Consider the following 16,602-nt stretch of genomic DNA (forward strand, 5'->3'; position numbering starts at 1 on the left):
CTACCTGCATCACAGTTTACATAATTATACAAAATTCAGATACCGTTAGATAGATACTAAGGGTTTAAGAGAATAGCACCTTTTTCCTATAGAGATTAATTTTGAAGAAAATAAAAAGATGATGTGATATTTTAGTTCACATCATCTCTATAAACGCACTTTATTTGACTGTAGCCGTTTCTATAGAATTGCCCTAAGCCATGCTTAATTGTTGTTCAAGCTTTTCGATTAATTGCGGAAGTTGCTCCATTGTTTCGATTGTAAAATGGGCACCAACTGTTTCAAATTTTTGACGTGTTGAGTCGATTACATGCTGCTTTTGTTCTTCATCTAGTGCTTCAAACTCTTGCTGTGAAAGCCCCATCTCCGAACTACCGATGATCACACCCACTGCCCAAATGCCGGCATGTAACGCTTCTCTTATATCAGAAGTCGTGTCTCCCACTTTGACAATTTTTCGCACGTCCTGTAAGCCTAGTCTTTTCATATTTTCAAAAATCATATATGGATAAGGGCGTCCAAAACCATCGACATCATCCGGCGTAACAACGGTATGCGGCTCGTATCCTTTTGCTTTTGCATTTGGCACCACCACATCCATCATGCCGCGCGTATAGCCTGTTGTCGAACCGACCTTTACACCAGACGCCTTTAATGCGGTCACTGTATTCAAAACGGTCGGAATCGGATCTGTATAAGTCGCTAACGACACCATCAATTGCTCTTCAAACTGTTCATACAATGTAGCTACATCGTCTTCATTGGATGCACGTCCATATTGTTTTTCCCAAGCTGTTTGGATACGTGGCATTTGCAGCATCGTACGGATATGGTCAATTTTTAACATCCCCATTGGTTCACGGGCTTCCTGCAATGTCACCTCAACACCCGCATTTTTGAAAATATCAAGAAATACATTTACCGGTGCAAAACAGCCAAAGTCTACTGCTGTCCCTGCCCAATCTAAAATAACGCCTTCAATTTTTGTCATTTTGTTGTCACCGCCATATAGTTTTCAATTAACGTACAAAGCTTTTCAATATCTTCTCTGTAAATTTCACCAATATTTCCAATACGGAATGTGTCTATGTCTGTTAACTTTCCTGGATATAGTACAAACCCTTGTGCTTTCATCTCTTCATAAAAGTGATTGAACTGGAATTGCTCATTCGGATATAAGAAAGCTGTAATGATCGGCGATTGTTTATCGCTTTCAATATAACTATCGAAACCTACTTTTCCTAATCGGTCACGCAGTAATTGATTATTTTCTGCATAGCGTTTAAATCGTGCTTGTACGCCACCTTCTGTTTTCAGTTCTTCAATGGCTTGTAAAAAGGCTGCCACTACATGTGTAGGAGATGTATAGCGCCACTTCCCGTCTACCTCCATTACTTTCCATTGGTCATATAAATCTAACGAAAGGCTACGTGCTACACCTTCACATTTTTGTAATGATGCTTTTTTGGCAATGACAAAGCCAAACCCAGGAACACCTTGAATACATTTATTCGCACTACTGATTAAATAATCAATAGATAATTCCCCTACTGGAATTGGTACACCGCCAAAACTACTCATCGCATCCACAATGAATGTTTTCCCGTAACGTGTCGCTAATGCACTTACTTGCTCAATCGGATTTAAAATCCCTGTTGTCGTTTCACAATGAACAATCGCAATATGTGTAATCGATGCATCATTCATTAAATAGTCTTCTACTTTTTGCATATCTGGATATTCATTATAAGGTGTGGCATAGGTCACATATGATAAACCGATTCTTTGCGCCATTTGTGCAAGTCGTTCACCATACGCACCATTGGTCATAATTAACACTTTATCTGTCGCACGAATCGTCGAAGTTAACACCGATTCGACAACAAAGCTACCACTCCCTTGCATTAAAACCGTTGTGTAGTCTTCTTCATTTACACCTGCAATCGTCAGTAATTCGTGGCGGATTGTTTGTGTTAATTGCTTATATTCGTCATCCCATGTACAGCGATCTTCTAACATTTGCTGGCGTACCGTCTCCGATGTTGTGAGTGGCCCTGGTGTCAATAATTTATAACGGTTCATGTTAGTTACCTCCTAGAGTTTGTGCGTTTTTAAAGAATGTTTCATGTTCTTTCAATAAATCGACTGTTAATGTAGATTCCCATTGTTTTAAATAAGCAGGCGTATCTTGTGCACTCACCGTCTCTCCCTCATAAAGCGCTACAGGGTATTGTTTGATGAGTTCTGTACGTGCTTCTTTCGCAATAAGCTCTGCCATTTCTTTTGCTTTCTTTTCTTGTTCCTCTACTTCTTGATCAATAACAGCAATCGATTCGACAAGCGCAAAGTTTCCTTCTGTTGGATCAATATATTCGATTGGTAGCCCTTCTTCATTTGCATCTACGGCTTGTGCACGTAGACCAAACCCAACTGCCACTTCGCCTGTTTGTACTTTTTTAATTGGACCAGAACCTGAACTTTCTAAATGTGGTCCAACATTTTTAATTAAATCAGCAAATACTTGCTTCCCTTCTTCCTCCCCGTACTCACCAATAATCGCTTGTACTAATAACCAGCCTGTTGAAGAGTCTAAAATGTTAGGAATCGAAATCAAATCTTTATATTGCGGATCGGTTAAATCTTTAATGGATGTCGGCATCGCTAACCCTTTGTCAGCAATCACTTGTGTGTTCACAAAAATCGATCCGACGTTGCCTAGTACAGGCAGTTGATAGCTTGAAACTGTATCAAGTGTGCTTGCTTCAGCTGATAAATCAACAAACATATTGTGTTCTGCTTGTGCACTATCGATATAATAAGAAGCCATCGTTACGATGTCGGCTTCAATGCTTGTACCTTCCGCCAACATTTTTCCCCCTAGCTCTGATGTACCAAAGGATTGAATCACATATTGATCCTCATAACCATTGCTATCTAAAACATTTTCCATAATTTCAATTGCTTCATCATCTGCATTGGAATAAATAATGACTTGATTGTCTGCCGTTGATTGATTATCGCCACATGCGGCCAATAATAGAGCTAAACTTCCAGATGCGAATAGGCCTAGTACTTTGCTGTTCATTTGTTAATAAACTCCTTTTTTTCATCGAATTTAAAATATTACAAAATGTCATGACGACAATATTAGTAAATAAAATTAAGAGTGAAAGAATAAAGATTTCATTGAATTTCGAAAAATGCTGTAGTTCTTTAATCTTCGTTGACATTAAAATCGTGTTCGTACTAACTAGGAAAATGACCCCACTTACGGTGACCATGGCGTTAATAAAGTAATAAGAAAATACATTGATGATGGTCTTCCGAATGTTCGGGACAATTACACGGACAACGGTTTTAAACCAAGAATCCTTTAATAAGGCACCTGTGACTTCCCAAGTAGGGTCCATTTTTTCTAGCGCATTTTTCATCATCAAATACGGTGTTGTAAAGAAATGAACGATATTACATAAAATCAAGATGAGAAATGTCCCTTTCAATGAACTATCATTGAAGAAAAGTAAATAAGATAAGCCTAAAACCATTCCCGGAACCGTATTCGTGACAATCGAAATCCAATTGATTGATCGTCTGCTCTTGACGTTTGTTCTGACACTAATGACCCCTGCGATAAATGCAATCAGAACCCCTATCGCTGCACTACCCATTGCCACAATGACGGAATTTTTATACACCGCCGTGACATCTTTCATCGATAGTGCTTCTTCTAAATGTTCCAATGTAAAGCTCATATTGTATGGATACACAGACACAAACGGTACGATGAACATGGTAGAAAAAATAATAAGAATCGCGACGGCAACAAGCGAACTACTGAACCCAAAGCAAATGTTTTTGATTTTATTTGAAATCGGTGCTTGATTGGATACCGATTGATAAGACACATTGTATTTATCAATCCGCGTCAGCATAATGCCACCAATGATCGCCGGGAATAACATCAGCACCGCAATGACAGCACCTTGCGAAAAGTTCGGAATGGAACCGAGCATCGTTTGGTAAAGCGTCGTTGCAATGACCTCATATGTTCCCCCTACTGAAGCGGGAATACCATAATCCGTAAAGCTTAAAATAAACGATAAAATAAACGCCCCACCAATCGTGCCAATAAGTGGCCGCAACACCGTATGGTAAAACCGACGCATTGGCTGGTCATTCATTAAAATGGATACAAGCATAAATCGTTGGTCTACATACTCCATCCCATTTGCAATAAGTAAAAAGGCAGCTGGCAATGTATACAACACATACCCAACAACTAAGCCATTAAATCCGTAAATCGAAAACAAAGGTTCACCTAATAACCGTGTGATAACGCCTTGATTGCCAAAAACATAGATAAGGACAAATCCATACGTAATCGTAGGCAATAACATCGGTAGCGTAATGATAAAACGCAGACCTTTTTTAAACGTCGCGTGAATCGTTGTAAAATATAATGTGTAAGCCACAATAAACGCGAGTGTAGTTGTCATCACTGCACTTACAAGCGAAACGGTTATGCTATTCCCAATCGAAGTAATAATGGACGATGATTGGAACACCTCTTTATAATGTTGCAATGTGAATGCGCCATTTTCACTGAACGACAGCCACAGCATATACGCTAGTGGCACAATGAGAAATACCGCAAAAACAATAAGTAACGGAACATAAAATAGACGCATTGTCTGTGTTGTTTTAAGCATACTGTTCACCAAACAAGCGATAAATGTTTTGGCGCTTTATATGCAATTGCTTCAAAATAAAATTTTCCACAAATGCGTTGGCCGGTTGGTTCACGATTTCAGTAGGCTTCCCGAATTGTGCCACATGACCGTCATTAATAATAAGCACCTTGTCTGATAAAGTGAGTGCTTCCTCTGGATCATGTGTGACGATAATGGTAGTTAATCCAAAATCACGTGCGATCGATTGAATACGCTCTTTAATCGATTCTTTAATGACACCGTCCAGTGCACTTAACGGCTCGTCTAGTAATAGAATCTTAGGCTTCATGACAAGTGTCCGCGCGATGGAAACACGCTGCTTTTGCCCACCCGATAATTGGCTAATGCGTTTATTTAAATGCGGCTCCAGCTCTAAGAAATCGATATATTCTTGAATGTCTTGTTTCGACACTTGTTTTTGTTGATTTTTAAGTCCATAGATGATGTTTTCATACGCAGTTAAATGCGGAAACAGTGCAAAATCTTGAAAGACGATATTAAATCCACGGTTCTTCATTGGCACATGGCTAATGTCTTCATTGTTATATATAATTTGACCACCTGTTTGCTCCGTTAACCCAAGAATGATGTTTAGTAATGTTGTTTTCCCACATCCACTCGGACCAAGTAGTGATAAAATTTCGCCATTTGCAACTTCAAAATTAATATTTCCTAATACCGTTTTTTCCCCATAACTTTTACTTATATTTTTTAACTGTAACAAAACTTTCACCTCACATTTGTTACTGTTAGTATAGAAAAGCTTTGTAAATCTTGTATGTAAGCATTGTAAATGATTATTAATTGTTGATTACTTTGCGACAAAGTATTGTTGAACTCTTGTATAATATGGTTATATTTCTAGAAAGGTTGATGACCATGTATCCGATCGAAAGACAACAAAAAATGATTGAATTGCTTGAAGAGAAAGGGATGATGAAGCTTTCTGCCTTGAGTAAAGTATTACAAGTATCCATGGAGACGGTTCGGCGTGATGTGCAAACATTGGTGGAGCAAGGTGCGGTCACAAAGTTTTATGGGGGCATTAAATTAGTAAAGCATGATAAGGCAGAATCACTCTTAGCAACAAGGCTAAAAGAAAACCTTTCTGAAAAAGAGAGGATTGCACAGCGTTGTGCTAATTTCATTGAGGAAGGCGATTCTATTTTTTTAGATAGTGGGACAACCACATTTCATATTGCCAAATATATTAAACATTACAAACAGCTAACTGTTATTACAAACTCTCTACCTATTGTGCTTGAGTTAATAAACAGTGAACTGAACGTAATTATTATTGGCGGGAAACTGCGTCAATCTGAAAACTCCATTACAGCCTATGATTTCTTGTTTAATTTTGAACGGTTAAATATTTCGAAAGCATTCATTTGCACAAGTGGCATTTCAGTAGAAAAAGGGCTGTCTGACTTTAATGTGGAAGAAGTCCAAACGAGAAGACAAATTATTCATCTTGCAAAAAAAGTGTTTGTAGCCGTCGATCATTCTAAATTTGAAAAAGATGTAACCGTACAAATATGTGATATAAAGGAAATTGACTATATCGTAACAGACCATACACTTGATGCCGTTTACGCCAAGAAATATGAAAAACAAGGCGTACAAATCATTACAACTGTATAATAGCTAAGCGCAGTCCCCCAGTTAACGGGGCGATTGCGCTTTTCTTTATGTTCTATAATCCAACCTTTAAAGTACCCCTTCTTGCTTTAATAGAAACAGTATATTTTACAAAGCATTTATGTTAACCTTTATTTTAAATAAGTTGACACAAATGGAAGGTGAATGTTTATGGGGTATAGGGAACGTTTAGCTACACTTGAAGCTAATCACTTATTACGCAATCTACTACCAGTCGATGCCACTGTAGAGCGGCCGTATATTAAACTGCACAACGATACGCTATTATCCTTTAACTCTAATGATTATCTTGGGTTTTCGACGCATCCGGCGATGATTGAAGCAGCTAGCAAAGCAACACAAATTTGGGGTACAGGATCGACAGGCTCTCGTTTTACATCCGGCAACTTTTTATTACATACCACACTTGAAAAACAAATTGCGATTTTTAAACAAACGGAAGCCGCCTTGCTTTTTAACAGTGGCTACGACGCCAATTTAGCAGTTCCAACAACGCTTGTACAACAAGACGATATCATTTTATCGGATACACTCAATCATGCCAGCATTATTGATGGGATTCGTTTAAGCAAGCGTAACTATCTCGTCTATCGTCATCGTGATGTGGAGCATTTGCGTGAATTATTAGCCAGTTTACCTGCTACCCAGCGCAAGTTTATTTTTACAGATAGTGTTTTTTCGATGGACGGCACACTTGCACCGCTCGAAGCGATTGTAGCACTCAAAAAACAATTTCATAATGTCATCATCGTCGTCGATGATGCACATGCAACAGGTATACTCGGAGAAGACGGACGTGGTACAGCGAATCATTTTGCACTTGAACGTGATATTGATATTACGATTGGCACATTATCTAAAGCATGCGGGGCTTCGGGTGGCTTCATTGCAACGAATCAAGTATTTGCTGACTATATCCGTAACTTTGCACGCTCGCTCATTTATACAACGGCGCTACCGCCAAGTGTCGTAGCTTCCGCTTCAACAGCACTTACACTAATGCAGGAGGAGCCTTGGCATCAAAAACTTGTAATGGATTTAACAAAGCAGCTCGCAGACGGTCTACATTCTAGAAAAATACATTTTGTTGGTGGCGAAGTACCGATTTTCGGGGTTTCATGTGGAACAAGTGAAAAAGCTTTAGCACTACAAGCTCATTTGCATAAAGCAGGAATTTTTGCCTCGGCTATTCGCCCTCCTACTGTGCCAGAAGGAGAAGCACGAGTGCGTATTACATTGAGCGCGAAACATACTAGCGAGCATATTTCATTGTTATTACAGGCGCTAGGAGGTTTTTATGATGAATAGCAGGGCACGTCTCATTACAGAAATCGCTCTCCTTGCAGCAGTGATTTCGATAACTGGGATGATTAAAATTCCACTCGGCTTTCCAGGGACAGAATTTCAATTTTCTGCGCCTGTTGCTGTCGTTATCATGTCCGTTTTCGGCTTTAAAAAATACTTCACGGCAGGCGTGATTTCCAGCACTATTTTATTTTTACTTGGCATGCATAATATTATCAATGTCGCAGTTGCTATGATTTTCCGTTTAGTCGTTGGCGCCATTATTGCTGGCTTTGGGCGCAATATTATTGCCATTTCAATTTCTGGTCCGATTGCTGTACTTACCTCTCGTTTTATTTTAAGTAAGGTACTAGGCGTGCCCTATATAACACTTATCCTAGGGAGCTTACCAGGCATCGTTATTACACTACTCATTAGCTATCCAATGTATAAAGTGGTACTGAAAACATTAGAAGGTAGAAAGGTTGTTGCAGTTGAATAATTGGTACAGTGTACGTATGCGTGCCTCGCTACACGATAAGCATATTTCTGGTGGAGAAACACTCGTGCCTGCTACACGCATTCATGAAGTCGTAAACTATTTACAGCAAAAAGCTTTTTCGCATAGCCGCGGTGTGCCAACGAATTGCCATATTACAATCGAAGCCATTACAGAACCACTTGTACCGATTACCATGCTAAAAGTAAATGAAACACACTGCCATACACCGCTGCACGCGCTAACGGATTTCATTACATCACATGGCATTAGTGAAATAGCATTAAAGCAGGCGATTCAATTACTCCACGCTAATACTAATTTACGCGGGGCAGCACTGCTACACGCTACTACTGGGGCACGGCTTGATTTGCTAGCAAACCGCGGTGTACGTGTGACGCGCATAGCCTATGATGCCCCATTCCTTGAAAAATGGTGTACTCAATTTCCGCAATACGCTAATGCACGTATTGAAGAGGCCCTACTCCTTGCATCAGCTGTGGCAAGTTGTGATGGGATTATTGGGGAGCTTTGTATTTCTGACGATCCTACCTATACAACGGGCTATTTCGGTAGTGCCGTTTCAGGCTATACACGCATTCACCACATGAAAAAACAAGGTGAAGAATGTGGTGGGCGAGTCTTTTTTGTAAAAGGTAATACTGATATTGAGGAGACTATTACCTACCTACAGCAAAAACCTTTGCTTGTCTGCCGATAATAGCTAAAGTTTCCTCCCACCCTATACAGCAAAAAATACGCATCAGCTACTAAAAAGCAACGATGCGTATTCTCTTAATGTTCTGCTCGCCACTACGGGGACCCCAATACCTACCTAATAAACAGGGAATTCAACACGAATAGTAGTTCCTTCATTTTCTTTACTATCCACATGTATTTTCCCTTCATGTAACTGAACAATCGTTGACACGATAGACAAACCTAGGCCTGTGCCTTCGACTGTTCGTGTACGCGAAGTATCCGCTCGGTAAAAGCGCTCAAATATCCTGTCTATTTCTGTAGTACTTAAACCAATCCCTGTATCTTCAAAGGTTACAATGATGGACGCTGCACATTGCTCAACCGTTATATCGATCGTACCATCCGGTTGATTGTACTTAATCGCGTTTGTTAATAAATTATCCCAAACCGTATTTAATAAGGAGGGATCTCCGTTGATATCGAGATCAGGTAATGTGTAGCTGAGCATAATGCCCTTTTCCCCTATTACCCATTGATAATTTTGTACTAATTCTTTTAGTTGCTTCCCTACATTAAAGCGTTTCTTTTGCATAATCTCTTCATTACGGTCTAATGAAGCAAGTAATAATAACTGTTTCGTTAACGTAGATAACCTTTTAATTTCACCATTGATAATGGAAATGTATTGCTTTCTTTCTGTATGACTGAGTGAATCATTTTCTAATAAGGTTGTATAACCCTTTATATTGGATAACGGCGACTGAATATCATGGGAAATGTTCGAGATAAATTCCTTTCTCGTATCCTCTACCCTCTCTAATTTTTTCGCCATTTGTAAAAAGCTTCGCGAAAGCTCCCCTAACTCATCTTGCCGATTATCATCTAGTTGAATGTTGAAATGACCATTCGCAAGAGATGTGGTTGCTGTTGTTAACTTTGAAATCGGTTTAACTAAAAACTTTGTACTAATAATTACAAAAATAATACTTAACAAAACGGTTAGTCCGAGTAGCGCTGCAAAGAGTAAATGCATTTCATTAAACAAAAGCTTTAGATTCGGTCTCAAAAATAAAGCATATTGCTTTCCGTTATGGGTTAATGGCACACCAATCGTATTATTTAATTCATTTGCAAAAAAACCGGTTACAAATGTTTCACGTGGAAAATAAAGAATTCCATGATAAACATTTCCATTCAGTACATATTCTTGTGCTGAGCTCGCCAACTGTTCATTTCTAAATGGCGCGCCGAAAAATGATGCTTCTCCCGTCTGATCAACTAAATACATTTGATAGCCGATAGAAGCGATGTTTTCTAAATACTCCTGTAAATCAAGCGTAGGATGTTCGTCCGTATATGTGGCGATCGATTCAGCAATTACAGTTGTTTTATGGTCGTTGTAAGGTTTCAATTTTTGCTGGTAATACATATTGGATAAAAAAAAGGCCAGCATGCCACTAAAAAGCATAATCCCAATCGTCATGAGCACAAACTTCGTATAGAGGGACTTCATGCTTGTTTTACCTCCAGCGCATAACCAACCCCGCGCACCGTTTTAATTTGAAAATCGTCCGTCCATTTAGAAAAACGCTCTCTTAATCGTTTTATATGGACATCTACGGTACGCTCATCCCCTTCATAATCGAGCCCCCAAATGTGTTCGATAAGTTGATCTCTCGAAAACACTTGTGCAGGGTTGGCCATTAGCCAAAACAACAGTTCAAACTCCTTTAAAGGTAGCAGTATCGTTCTCTCACCGATTTTCACTTCATAGCTTTTTTTATTGATCGTTGTTTCACCTATACGAATAATCGATTCATCTGCCTGATGGTCGTATCTGCGTAGCAATGCTGTAATGCGAAAGCTCAGCTCTTTTGGTTCAAACGGTTTCACTAAATAATCATCGGTACCCGCTAAAAACCCTTGCTCCTTATCTTCAATTTGATTTTTAGCGGTCAACAAAATGATTGGGATATGGAAGTGCTTGCGAATCTCCTTTGTTAATGTAAAACCATCCATAAAAGGCATCATCACATCGACTACTGCTAAATCACAATGCTCTTTATGAAGGACTTTTAAAGCCTCGACCCCATCCTTTGCTTCCAATACTTTATAGCCTTGTTCAGATAAGTAAATACGAACAAGCTGTAACACATGAATATCATCATCTACAATTAAAATTGTTGTCATCACAATTTCTCCTATACTTTCGTGATATATGAAAAATAGCCCAGCCTAAGCGGAGCTATTTTAAACAGTATACTATCAAATATTAACCTAAAGCTTCATTTTGTATAATGAGACCGTCGCTCATTTTGATGATTCGGTCTGCAAAAGGTAACATTTCTTCATCATGTGTGACCATTAATGTCGTAATGTTTAGCGTTTTTGTTAATTCTCGGATTAACTCCATCACATCTTTTGATCTTGTTGAATCTAAACTCGCAGTTGGTTCATCTGCAAAAAGCACTTTTGGCTTATGGATAATCGCACGAGCAATAGCTACTCGCTGCTTTTCCCCACCAGATAATGAAGATGGATAGGCCTGCTTTCGATGTTCCATCCCGACTAATTTTAAAATGGCATCTATTTCTTTTTTCTGCTCACGTTTAGTTTGTTTGGATTCAGAAACATCGAGCATCAGCTGAAGTTGCTCTTCAACTGTCAAGAAAGGCACAAGATGGGCAAATTGAAACACAAAGCCGAATTGACTTGCCCGTATTTGTCGAATTTGCTCTTGATTCATTGCATTTAAATTATTTCCTTCGAATAGTATTTTCCCATCTGTTGCAGGCTGTAATCCGGCAGCAATTGTTAGAAGTGTACTTTTCCCAGAACCCGAAGCCCCTACTAACGCTGTAATTTCCCCTTGGTTTAATGTAAGGTTCACACCTTTTAAGATGTCTTCCGCCACTTCACCGTTACTAAACGTTTTTTTCACTTCATCCATTGTAAAAAATGCCATGTTACACCTCTCCTTGCTGAATCGCTTGTAGCGGTTGGATTTTTTTAATCTGCCACCCTGAGATAGTCGCACCGACAAACCCGATCATTAAAAAGACGAGCGATAAGATTAGCGTTGTTTCAAGCGGTAAACTAAAAGGCATTCCTTTCGGAGCAATGACATGGAACCCTTGACTGAGCCCCACAGAAATAGTGAGGGCAATTGCCGTAATACAAAGCATCTGTGTCCACATCATGTTAAATAATGTACTTGTTTTAACACCAATCGCTTTTAAAATGCCATATAAGCCCAATTTCTGTACATTCATCATATAGAAGAAGATGGCAAACAGCATCCCACTAATCACGACTAGGAACCAAACGATCATATTCAACGAAAGCTGTTCCGCATTGTAACTTGGAATCGTATTCAGGAACTCCTTATTCGAAAATAATTGCAAGCCACTTACTTCCTGTACCTGCTCATTGCCTGGTACGAAAATTAATTGCATCTCTTCAACTCTGTACATTTCTTTGTAATTTTCTATATTAATAAAAGCTACTGGTGCATGGCTAAATTTCTTTTCATCTACAAAACCTTTCACGACCAATTCACCACTCAATTGGTTGTTCGTTAAAATATCTCCAACCTTTATGCCATCCTCTTGAAGCGAACGATTCAGAATCACTTCACCGGGTTGAACATCCTCAAATAAATCAGAATGAGTAGCAGCAACAAAAGCTACACTTTGCTGCTTATTATATTGATCATTTAAAAAACCCATTTGGATTGATAGCGCTGTTGCCTCTGGATGAGCGCCTAACACTTCCTCCTGCATGCTACGATCGATTTTCGATAAATTATAAGATTTGTCTGCCTCTGCACTCATATAAAACTGTCCATTCGGCAAATCCTTTATTAACGCTGCATTGTCTTGTGATAAACCATTCGCTAAACCAGATATCATAAATGTTAATAAGCTAATTAAAAAAACAATTGAACCAAAAATCAAAAACTTGCTTTTGTTTTTCTTCATTTCTTTCAAAGCAAGGTTCATATCTATTCCTCCCATCGCATTCTTTCTACACTTAGAATAGATGACTTATATGAACAGAAGATGAACAAAGCTTTACATTTTAGAGCGTAATCCCTACTCTCCCTACCCCTTATTTCATCATTAAGTAGAACTTTATTATGCATAATGCGTTTACATTGGTGGATGGAAATTTTGTTAATAAATGGGGTGTAAAGATGAATCGTGAAAAGCTCAAACAATTTGATTGGACACTTGCCTTTATATTACTTGTCTTTTTATGCATTAGTATACTAGCCATTTCATCTGCTCAGACATCAAGCTATATCAACAGTAATTTTGCGCTGAAGCAAATTGTTTATTATGGCATGGGCGCTTGTATTATTGGATTTATCATGCTTTTTGATATGGAGCAATATAAGAAAATCGTGTGGTATTTATATGGTTTTGGGGTACTTTTACTCGTAGTGTTAATTTTCATGCCCGAAGGAAAAGGACAAATCGGGGAAATCGTGAACGGCGCCAAAAGCTGGTATCATACGCCAATTGGCAATATACAGCCGTCTGAATTCATGAAGACCTTTTATATACTCGCCTGTGCGAAACTCATTAGCGTACACAATGAAAGTGAAACCATCAAAACATTAAAAACTGACTTTATGTTACTTGCCAAAATAGCGGCAACTCTTATCGTGCCATTAGCGCTTGTTTTCGATCAGCCAGACCTTGGTTCTTCACTTGTATTTTTAGCTATTACATTAGCACTCATTATCGTCGCAGGTATTTCATGGTATATTATTGTACCAACATTAGCAATCGGTGGCGGAATAGCAGTATTACTACTATGGATGGCGGTTTATATGCCTAACTTCTTACAAGAAAAGCTTGGCTTTAGAGGATATCATTCTGGGCGAATTTATTCTTGGCTAGATCCACACTCTTATTCAGCCAATGAAGGATTCCAACTCATTTCCTCTTTAAATGCGATTGGCTCAGGAGAAATTATAGGAAAGGGCTATCAAGACCGAGAAGTGTATGTCGTAGAAAATCATACCGATTTTATATTTACGGTCATTGGAGAAGAGTAGGGATTTTTAGGTGCGAGCTTAGTTATCTGCTTATACTTTTTACTCATTTATCATTTAATACAAACTGCCTTTATAGTGAGGGATTCGTTTAGTACCTATATTTGTGCAGGTATCATCGCTATGATTACATTCCATGTACTTGAAAACATCGGTATGACAATTCAATTGCTACCGATTACCGGCATTCCGCTACCGTTTATTAGCTATGGTGGCAGCTCACTCATGGGCAATGCACTCGCCTTAGGACTCATTTTTAGCATGAGGTTTCATCATAAACAGTATATGTTTACAACAGATGAGGAACATTAACACGTTAAAAGGCGAGGCCCTACAAACCGTTGTAGAGACTCGCTCTCACCCTAAGCATACCTTATAGTAACAATACACCTTCAACCAATATTTACTTCGGGATAATCATCCAATGTGAATCTTGTAACGTTATTTGCTTTTCTTCTTTTGTTATAGTCATAGAATAACGAATGTACGTTTCAGTTTCCTCATCTACTGTAATTTCTGCATTTTCAATACTTGTTTTTAATGATACCAGTTCAATTGTACGCTCTTTATTTTCTTGATGTTCGTTTAACAATCTCTCTATATGTCGAAGTATTATCGCTCTATCATGCGCTGTCGCTTTTCGCACAATCTTTCTTTCCTGGAGTAATAATTCTTCAATTTCTTTTCTACTGAGCATCCTTATCGCCCTTTCCATGTACTACTCTAACGCTTCAAACGCCGCTTTATATCAAAAAAACCGATTGTACCGCATATGCATACACCTAACCCCATTAACCCTGTCAAAAACCAACTGTCTCCCCAATTCACAATGAAGCTATATAAACAACCTAATGCAACCAGTATCGCTGCATATTTTGCTCGCCACTGCTCTAGCTTTGACTGCTTGCTATTGCTCACAATACCCCCTCCATATCTACTTATTTGTCCTGCATTACCGCGCATTAGGACGGCCACATCTTCCTAAATCTCACTCTATTTCTCGCTTCATTCGCTCGAACATATGTATATTTGAATAATATTGAATACCTTTAGATTCATTAATCGACTGTTTCATATGGCGTTCATATGCCAAACGATCCCCTCGAGCAAAGGCTAATTGTGCACGTAAACTCGACTGCATCCAAGGCGTTTGTACCGTATAATTGTTCATTTCTGTCTCATCATTTTCCAGTGCCGCAACTAGCGCAAGTGTGTATTGTCCAATTTCCGTTTGTGCAACAGGGGCAATTAGATGACGGGCTGCATCAAAATCCTTTAGGAACACTGCGCGATTCGCACCATATACCGCCTGCAACTTTTTATTGTTATATTTTTCTAACACACGATCGAGTGCCGCAATCATCTGTGCATCTGAACCCTCACGTAATTGATAGAAATAGTCAAACATTGGATTATTCCGTTGCTGATTAATATACTTCGTAATGCCCTTTAAATTTTGTGATCGATAAAGTATATAAAGCATCCATGGTATTTCAAGTGACGCTATGAAAGCAAACACTACAAGTGCCACCCATATTGGCCAGTCTAACGCCGAAAAGCCAATCCCTAATACAAGTGCAAGTGGAATCATCCACAGTAATTTTTTTAACACCCTCATCCCTCCGATACTATTCTCTTTATGTGCCTAGCTGACTTTAAAAATGCCTTACATGACAATCTTCCAATGAGGGTCCTTCACTTTTCTGACAGAGGGAATGCTCGCTTCGTCACAAGCACCAAATTGTATGTAATTTTGCTGAGCCTTCTTTAATGGTGGCACATTTGCTCCGCCTTCAACATCAGGGTGATTAAACTGCACATTATCATCTTCCCAATAACATATTTCACATATTTCACAAATTTCAAATGTACCAGGTGGCTTTTCAGTCAAAGTTTTGTAGCCACAGCAAGGACAAGTATACTTCATCACAATTCCTTTCTTTCATTTTTAGTCCCTTTCAAATCGTTGTTCACCTCAAATAGAGTAGCTAGCATCCACGCAAAAACGCTTTCTCTACTCCTTCAACAGCACATCGTATGTTGTAAAATTTCATTATTAACGGATGTGTATCCTCCGTAAAATACAACTTCTTTAATTTTCGTTTTCCTAGCCTTCTATCAAACATCGAAAATGCACGGATCATGATATTTTCTGATCTTAATGCTTCTTCGATAGATAAATTGCTATAGTTCATCAATGGAGCATACAGATGATAGCTTGCAAAAAGACTTTGCCTCATCAGGATTTCTTCTGCATAGTCTGAGGCCTCAACTAAAGCTTGTCGTTCCTTAGATTGGAACATCATTTCCCAATTTTGGTTATACGGAATGCCGCTTAAATTTACTTCTGCTTTCATCTGTTCATATAAGTGCCCATGCTTTACGGCAAATGTAAGATCAGAAGCACTCAGGATTTCTTTTTTATCAAATGTGATCCATATTCTGCTCGGACCATCATGGATACGATAAACCGTTGCATGTAGCTGGATACGCCCCTTTAACTTGGCACATAAAAAGCCTTCCAGTCTGGCTTTCGTTTTACTCCATTGCAAAGTCATCCCCCCTTTATTTGCGCCTTCAGTTTTCGAAAAAATAGCGCTAGAATGGTGTGAAATCTAAAATCACACCATTCTGTAGTTCATTAAATTCTATACTTCTTAACAAAA

Annotated in this window: 18 protein-coding genes and 1 pseudogene; 5 read left to right on the top strand and 14 right to left on the bottom strand. The window is 38.8% G+C overall.

Annotated features, from left to right (window positions below; genetic code table 11):
• Window positions 1-193: 193 nt before the first annotated feature.
• Genes phnX through ACQQ2I_RS19265 form a run of 5 tightly spaced genes read right to left on the bottom strand, consistent with a single transcriptional unit; the run spans window position 194 to window position 5,454 of the window.
• Window positions 194-991 carry a phosphonoacetaldehyde hydrolase gene (phnX, locus tag ACQQ2I_RS19245; RefSeq protein ID WP_431028348.1) on the bottom strand — a complete coding sequence of 266 codons (798 nt, stop codon included), beginning with the start codon at window positions 989-991 and terminating at the stop codon, window positions 194-196.
• A complete protein-coding gene (gene phnW / locus ACQQ2I_RS19250; RefSeq protein ID WP_431028349.1) occupies window positions 988-2,082 on the bottom strand; it encodes a 2-aminoethylphosphonate--pyruvate transaminase in 1,095 nt (364 codons plus the stop codon). The genes phnX and phnW overlap by 4 nt, the downstream gene beginning before the upstream one ends.
• A gap of 1 nt (window position 2,083) precedes the next feature.
• On the bottom strand, window positions 2,084-3,085 hold the full coding sequence (locus ACQQ2I_RS19255; protein WP_431028350.1) for an extracellular solute-binding protein: 1,002 nt from the start codon (window positions 3,083-3,085) through the stop codon (window positions 2,084-2,086).
• Window positions 3,015-4,709 (bottom strand): ABC transporter permease subunit, encoded by a 1,695-nt coding sequence (locus ACQQ2I_RS19260; RefSeq protein ID WP_431028351.1) that lies wholly within the window; start codon window positions 4,707-4,709, stop codon window positions 3,015-3,017. The genes ACQQ2I_RS19255 and ACQQ2I_RS19260 overlap by 71 nt, the downstream gene beginning before the upstream one ends.
• Window positions 4,702-5,454: an ABC transporter ATP-binding protein gene (locus tag ACQQ2I_RS19265; RefSeq protein WP_431028352.1), complete on the bottom strand. Its 753-nt coding sequence runs from the start codon at window positions 5,452-5,454 to the stop codon at window positions 4,702-4,704. Before ACQQ2I_RS19265 ends, ACQQ2I_RS19260 begins: the two co-directional genes overlap by 8 nt.
• 155 nt (window positions 5,455-5,609) lie before the next feature.
• On the opposite strand from ACQQ2I_RS19265, the gene ACQQ2I_RS19270 reads away from it, so the two are divergent.
• From ACQQ2I_RS19270 to ACQQ2I_RS19285, 4 genes are all read left to right on the top strand, one after another.
• Window positions 5,610-6,371, top strand: a complete 762-nt coding sequence (locus ACQQ2I_RS19270; RefSeq protein WP_431028353.1) for a DeoR/GlpR family DNA-binding transcription regulator — start codon at window positions 5,610-5,612, stop codon at window positions 6,369-6,371.
• A 168-nt stretch (window positions 6,372-6,539) separates the two neighbouring features.
• Window positions 6,540-7,697 (top strand): 8-amino-7-oxononanoate synthase, encoded by a 1,158-nt coding sequence (gene bioF / locus ACQQ2I_RS19275; protein WP_431028355.1) that lies wholly within the window; start codon window positions 6,540-6,542, stop codon window positions 7,695-7,697.
• The gene (locus tag ACQQ2I_RS19280) at window positions 7,687-8,175 is read left to right on the top strand and encodes a hypothetical protein (RefSeq protein ID WP_431028356.1); all 489 of its coding nucleotides are present in this window, start codon (window positions 7,687-7,689) and stop codon (window positions 8,173-8,175) included. Before bioF ends, ACQQ2I_RS19280 begins: the two co-directional genes overlap by 11 nt.
• Window positions 8,168-8,893 (top strand): 6-carboxyhexanoate--CoA ligase, encoded by a 726-nt coding sequence (locus ACQQ2I_RS19285; protein ID WP_431028357.1) that lies wholly within the window; start codon window positions 8,168-8,170, stop codon window positions 8,891-8,893. Before ACQQ2I_RS19280 ends, ACQQ2I_RS19285 begins: the two co-directional genes overlap by 8 nt.
• Window positions 8,894-9,007: 114 nt before the next feature.
• Here the strand turns inward: ACQQ2I_RS19285 and ACQQ2I_RS19290 are convergent, their stop codons facing one another.
• The 4 genes from ACQQ2I_RS19290 to ACQQ2I_RS19305 all read right to left on the bottom strand — a co-directional run bounded on the left by ACQQ2I_RS19290 (window position 9,008) and on the right by ACQQ2I_RS19305 (window position 12,875).
• Window positions 9,008-10,387: a sensor histidine kinase gene (locus ACQQ2I_RS19290; RefSeq protein ID WP_431028358.1), complete on the bottom strand. Its 1,380-nt coding sequence runs from the start codon at window positions 10,385-10,387 to the stop codon at window positions 9,008-9,010.
• Window positions 10,384-11,064, bottom strand: coding sequence for a response regulator transcription factor (locus ACQQ2I_RS19295; RefSeq protein ID WP_431028359.1), 681 nt, complete (start codon window positions 11,062-11,064; stop codon window positions 10,384-10,386). The genes ACQQ2I_RS19290 and ACQQ2I_RS19295 overlap by 4 nt, the downstream gene beginning before the upstream one ends.
• Window positions 11,065-11,146: 82 nt before the next feature.
• Window positions 11,147-11,839 (bottom strand): ABC transporter ATP-binding protein, encoded by a 693-nt coding sequence (locus tag ACQQ2I_RS19300; RefSeq protein ID WP_431028360.1) that lies wholly within the window; start codon window positions 11,837-11,839, stop codon window positions 11,147-11,149.
• 1 nt (window position 11,840) lies between these two features.
• Entirely contained in the window at window positions 11,841-12,875 is a 1,035-nt protein-coding gene (locus ACQQ2I_RS19305; protein ID WP_431028361.1) for an ABC transporter permease, read from the bottom strand.
• A 194-nt stretch (window positions 12,876-13,069) separates the two neighbouring features.
• Here ACQQ2I_RS19305 and ACQQ2I_RS19310 point away from each other — a divergent pair.
• Window positions 13,070-14,248 (top strand): annotated as a pseudogene (locus ACQQ2I_RS19310) (FtsW/RodA/SpoVE family cell cycle protein).
• Between the two features lie 91 nt (window positions 14,249-14,339).
• Here ACQQ2I_RS19310 and ACQQ2I_RS19315 read toward each other — a convergent pair.
• The 5 genes from ACQQ2I_RS19315 to ACQQ2I_RS19335 form a co-directional block, all read right to left on the bottom strand.
• On the bottom strand, window positions 14,340-14,633 hold the full coding sequence (locus tag ACQQ2I_RS19315; RefSeq protein WP_431028362.1) for a hypothetical protein: 294 nt from the start codon (window positions 14,631-14,633) through the stop codon (window positions 14,340-14,342).
• A gap of 26 nt (window positions 14,634-14,659) precedes the next feature.
• On the bottom strand, window positions 14,660-14,854 hold the full coding sequence (locus ACQQ2I_RS19320; RefSeq protein ID WP_431028364.1) for a hypothetical protein: 195 nt from the start codon (window positions 14,852-14,854) through the stop codon (window positions 14,660-14,662).
• A gap of 70 nt (window positions 14,855-14,924) precedes the next feature.
• Window positions 14,925-15,548 carry a hypothetical protein gene (locus ACQQ2I_RS19325; protein ID WP_431028365.1) on the bottom strand — a complete coding sequence of 208 codons (624 nt, stop codon included), beginning with the start codon at window positions 15,546-15,548 and terminating at the stop codon, window positions 14,925-14,927.
• 54 nt (window positions 15,549-15,602) lie between these two features.
• Complete coding sequence (locus ACQQ2I_RS19330) at window positions 15,603-15,863, bottom strand: CPCC family cysteine-rich protein (protein ID WP_431028366.1); 261 nt, start codon at window positions 15,861-15,863, stop codon at window positions 15,603-15,605.
• 61 nt (window positions 15,864-15,924) lie between these two features.
• Window positions 15,925-16,488 (bottom strand): SF0329 family protein, encoded by a 564-nt coding sequence (locus ACQQ2I_RS19335; RefSeq protein ID WP_431028367.1) that lies wholly within the window; start codon window positions 16,486-16,488, stop codon window positions 15,925-15,927.
• Between the last annotated feature and the right edge of the window lie 114 nt (window positions 16,489-16,602).

Source organism: Lysinibacillus sp. LZ02 (assembly GCF_050613145.1).
Lineage (GTDB): Bacteria > Bacillota > Bacilli > Bacillales_A > Planococcaceae > Lysinibacillus_B.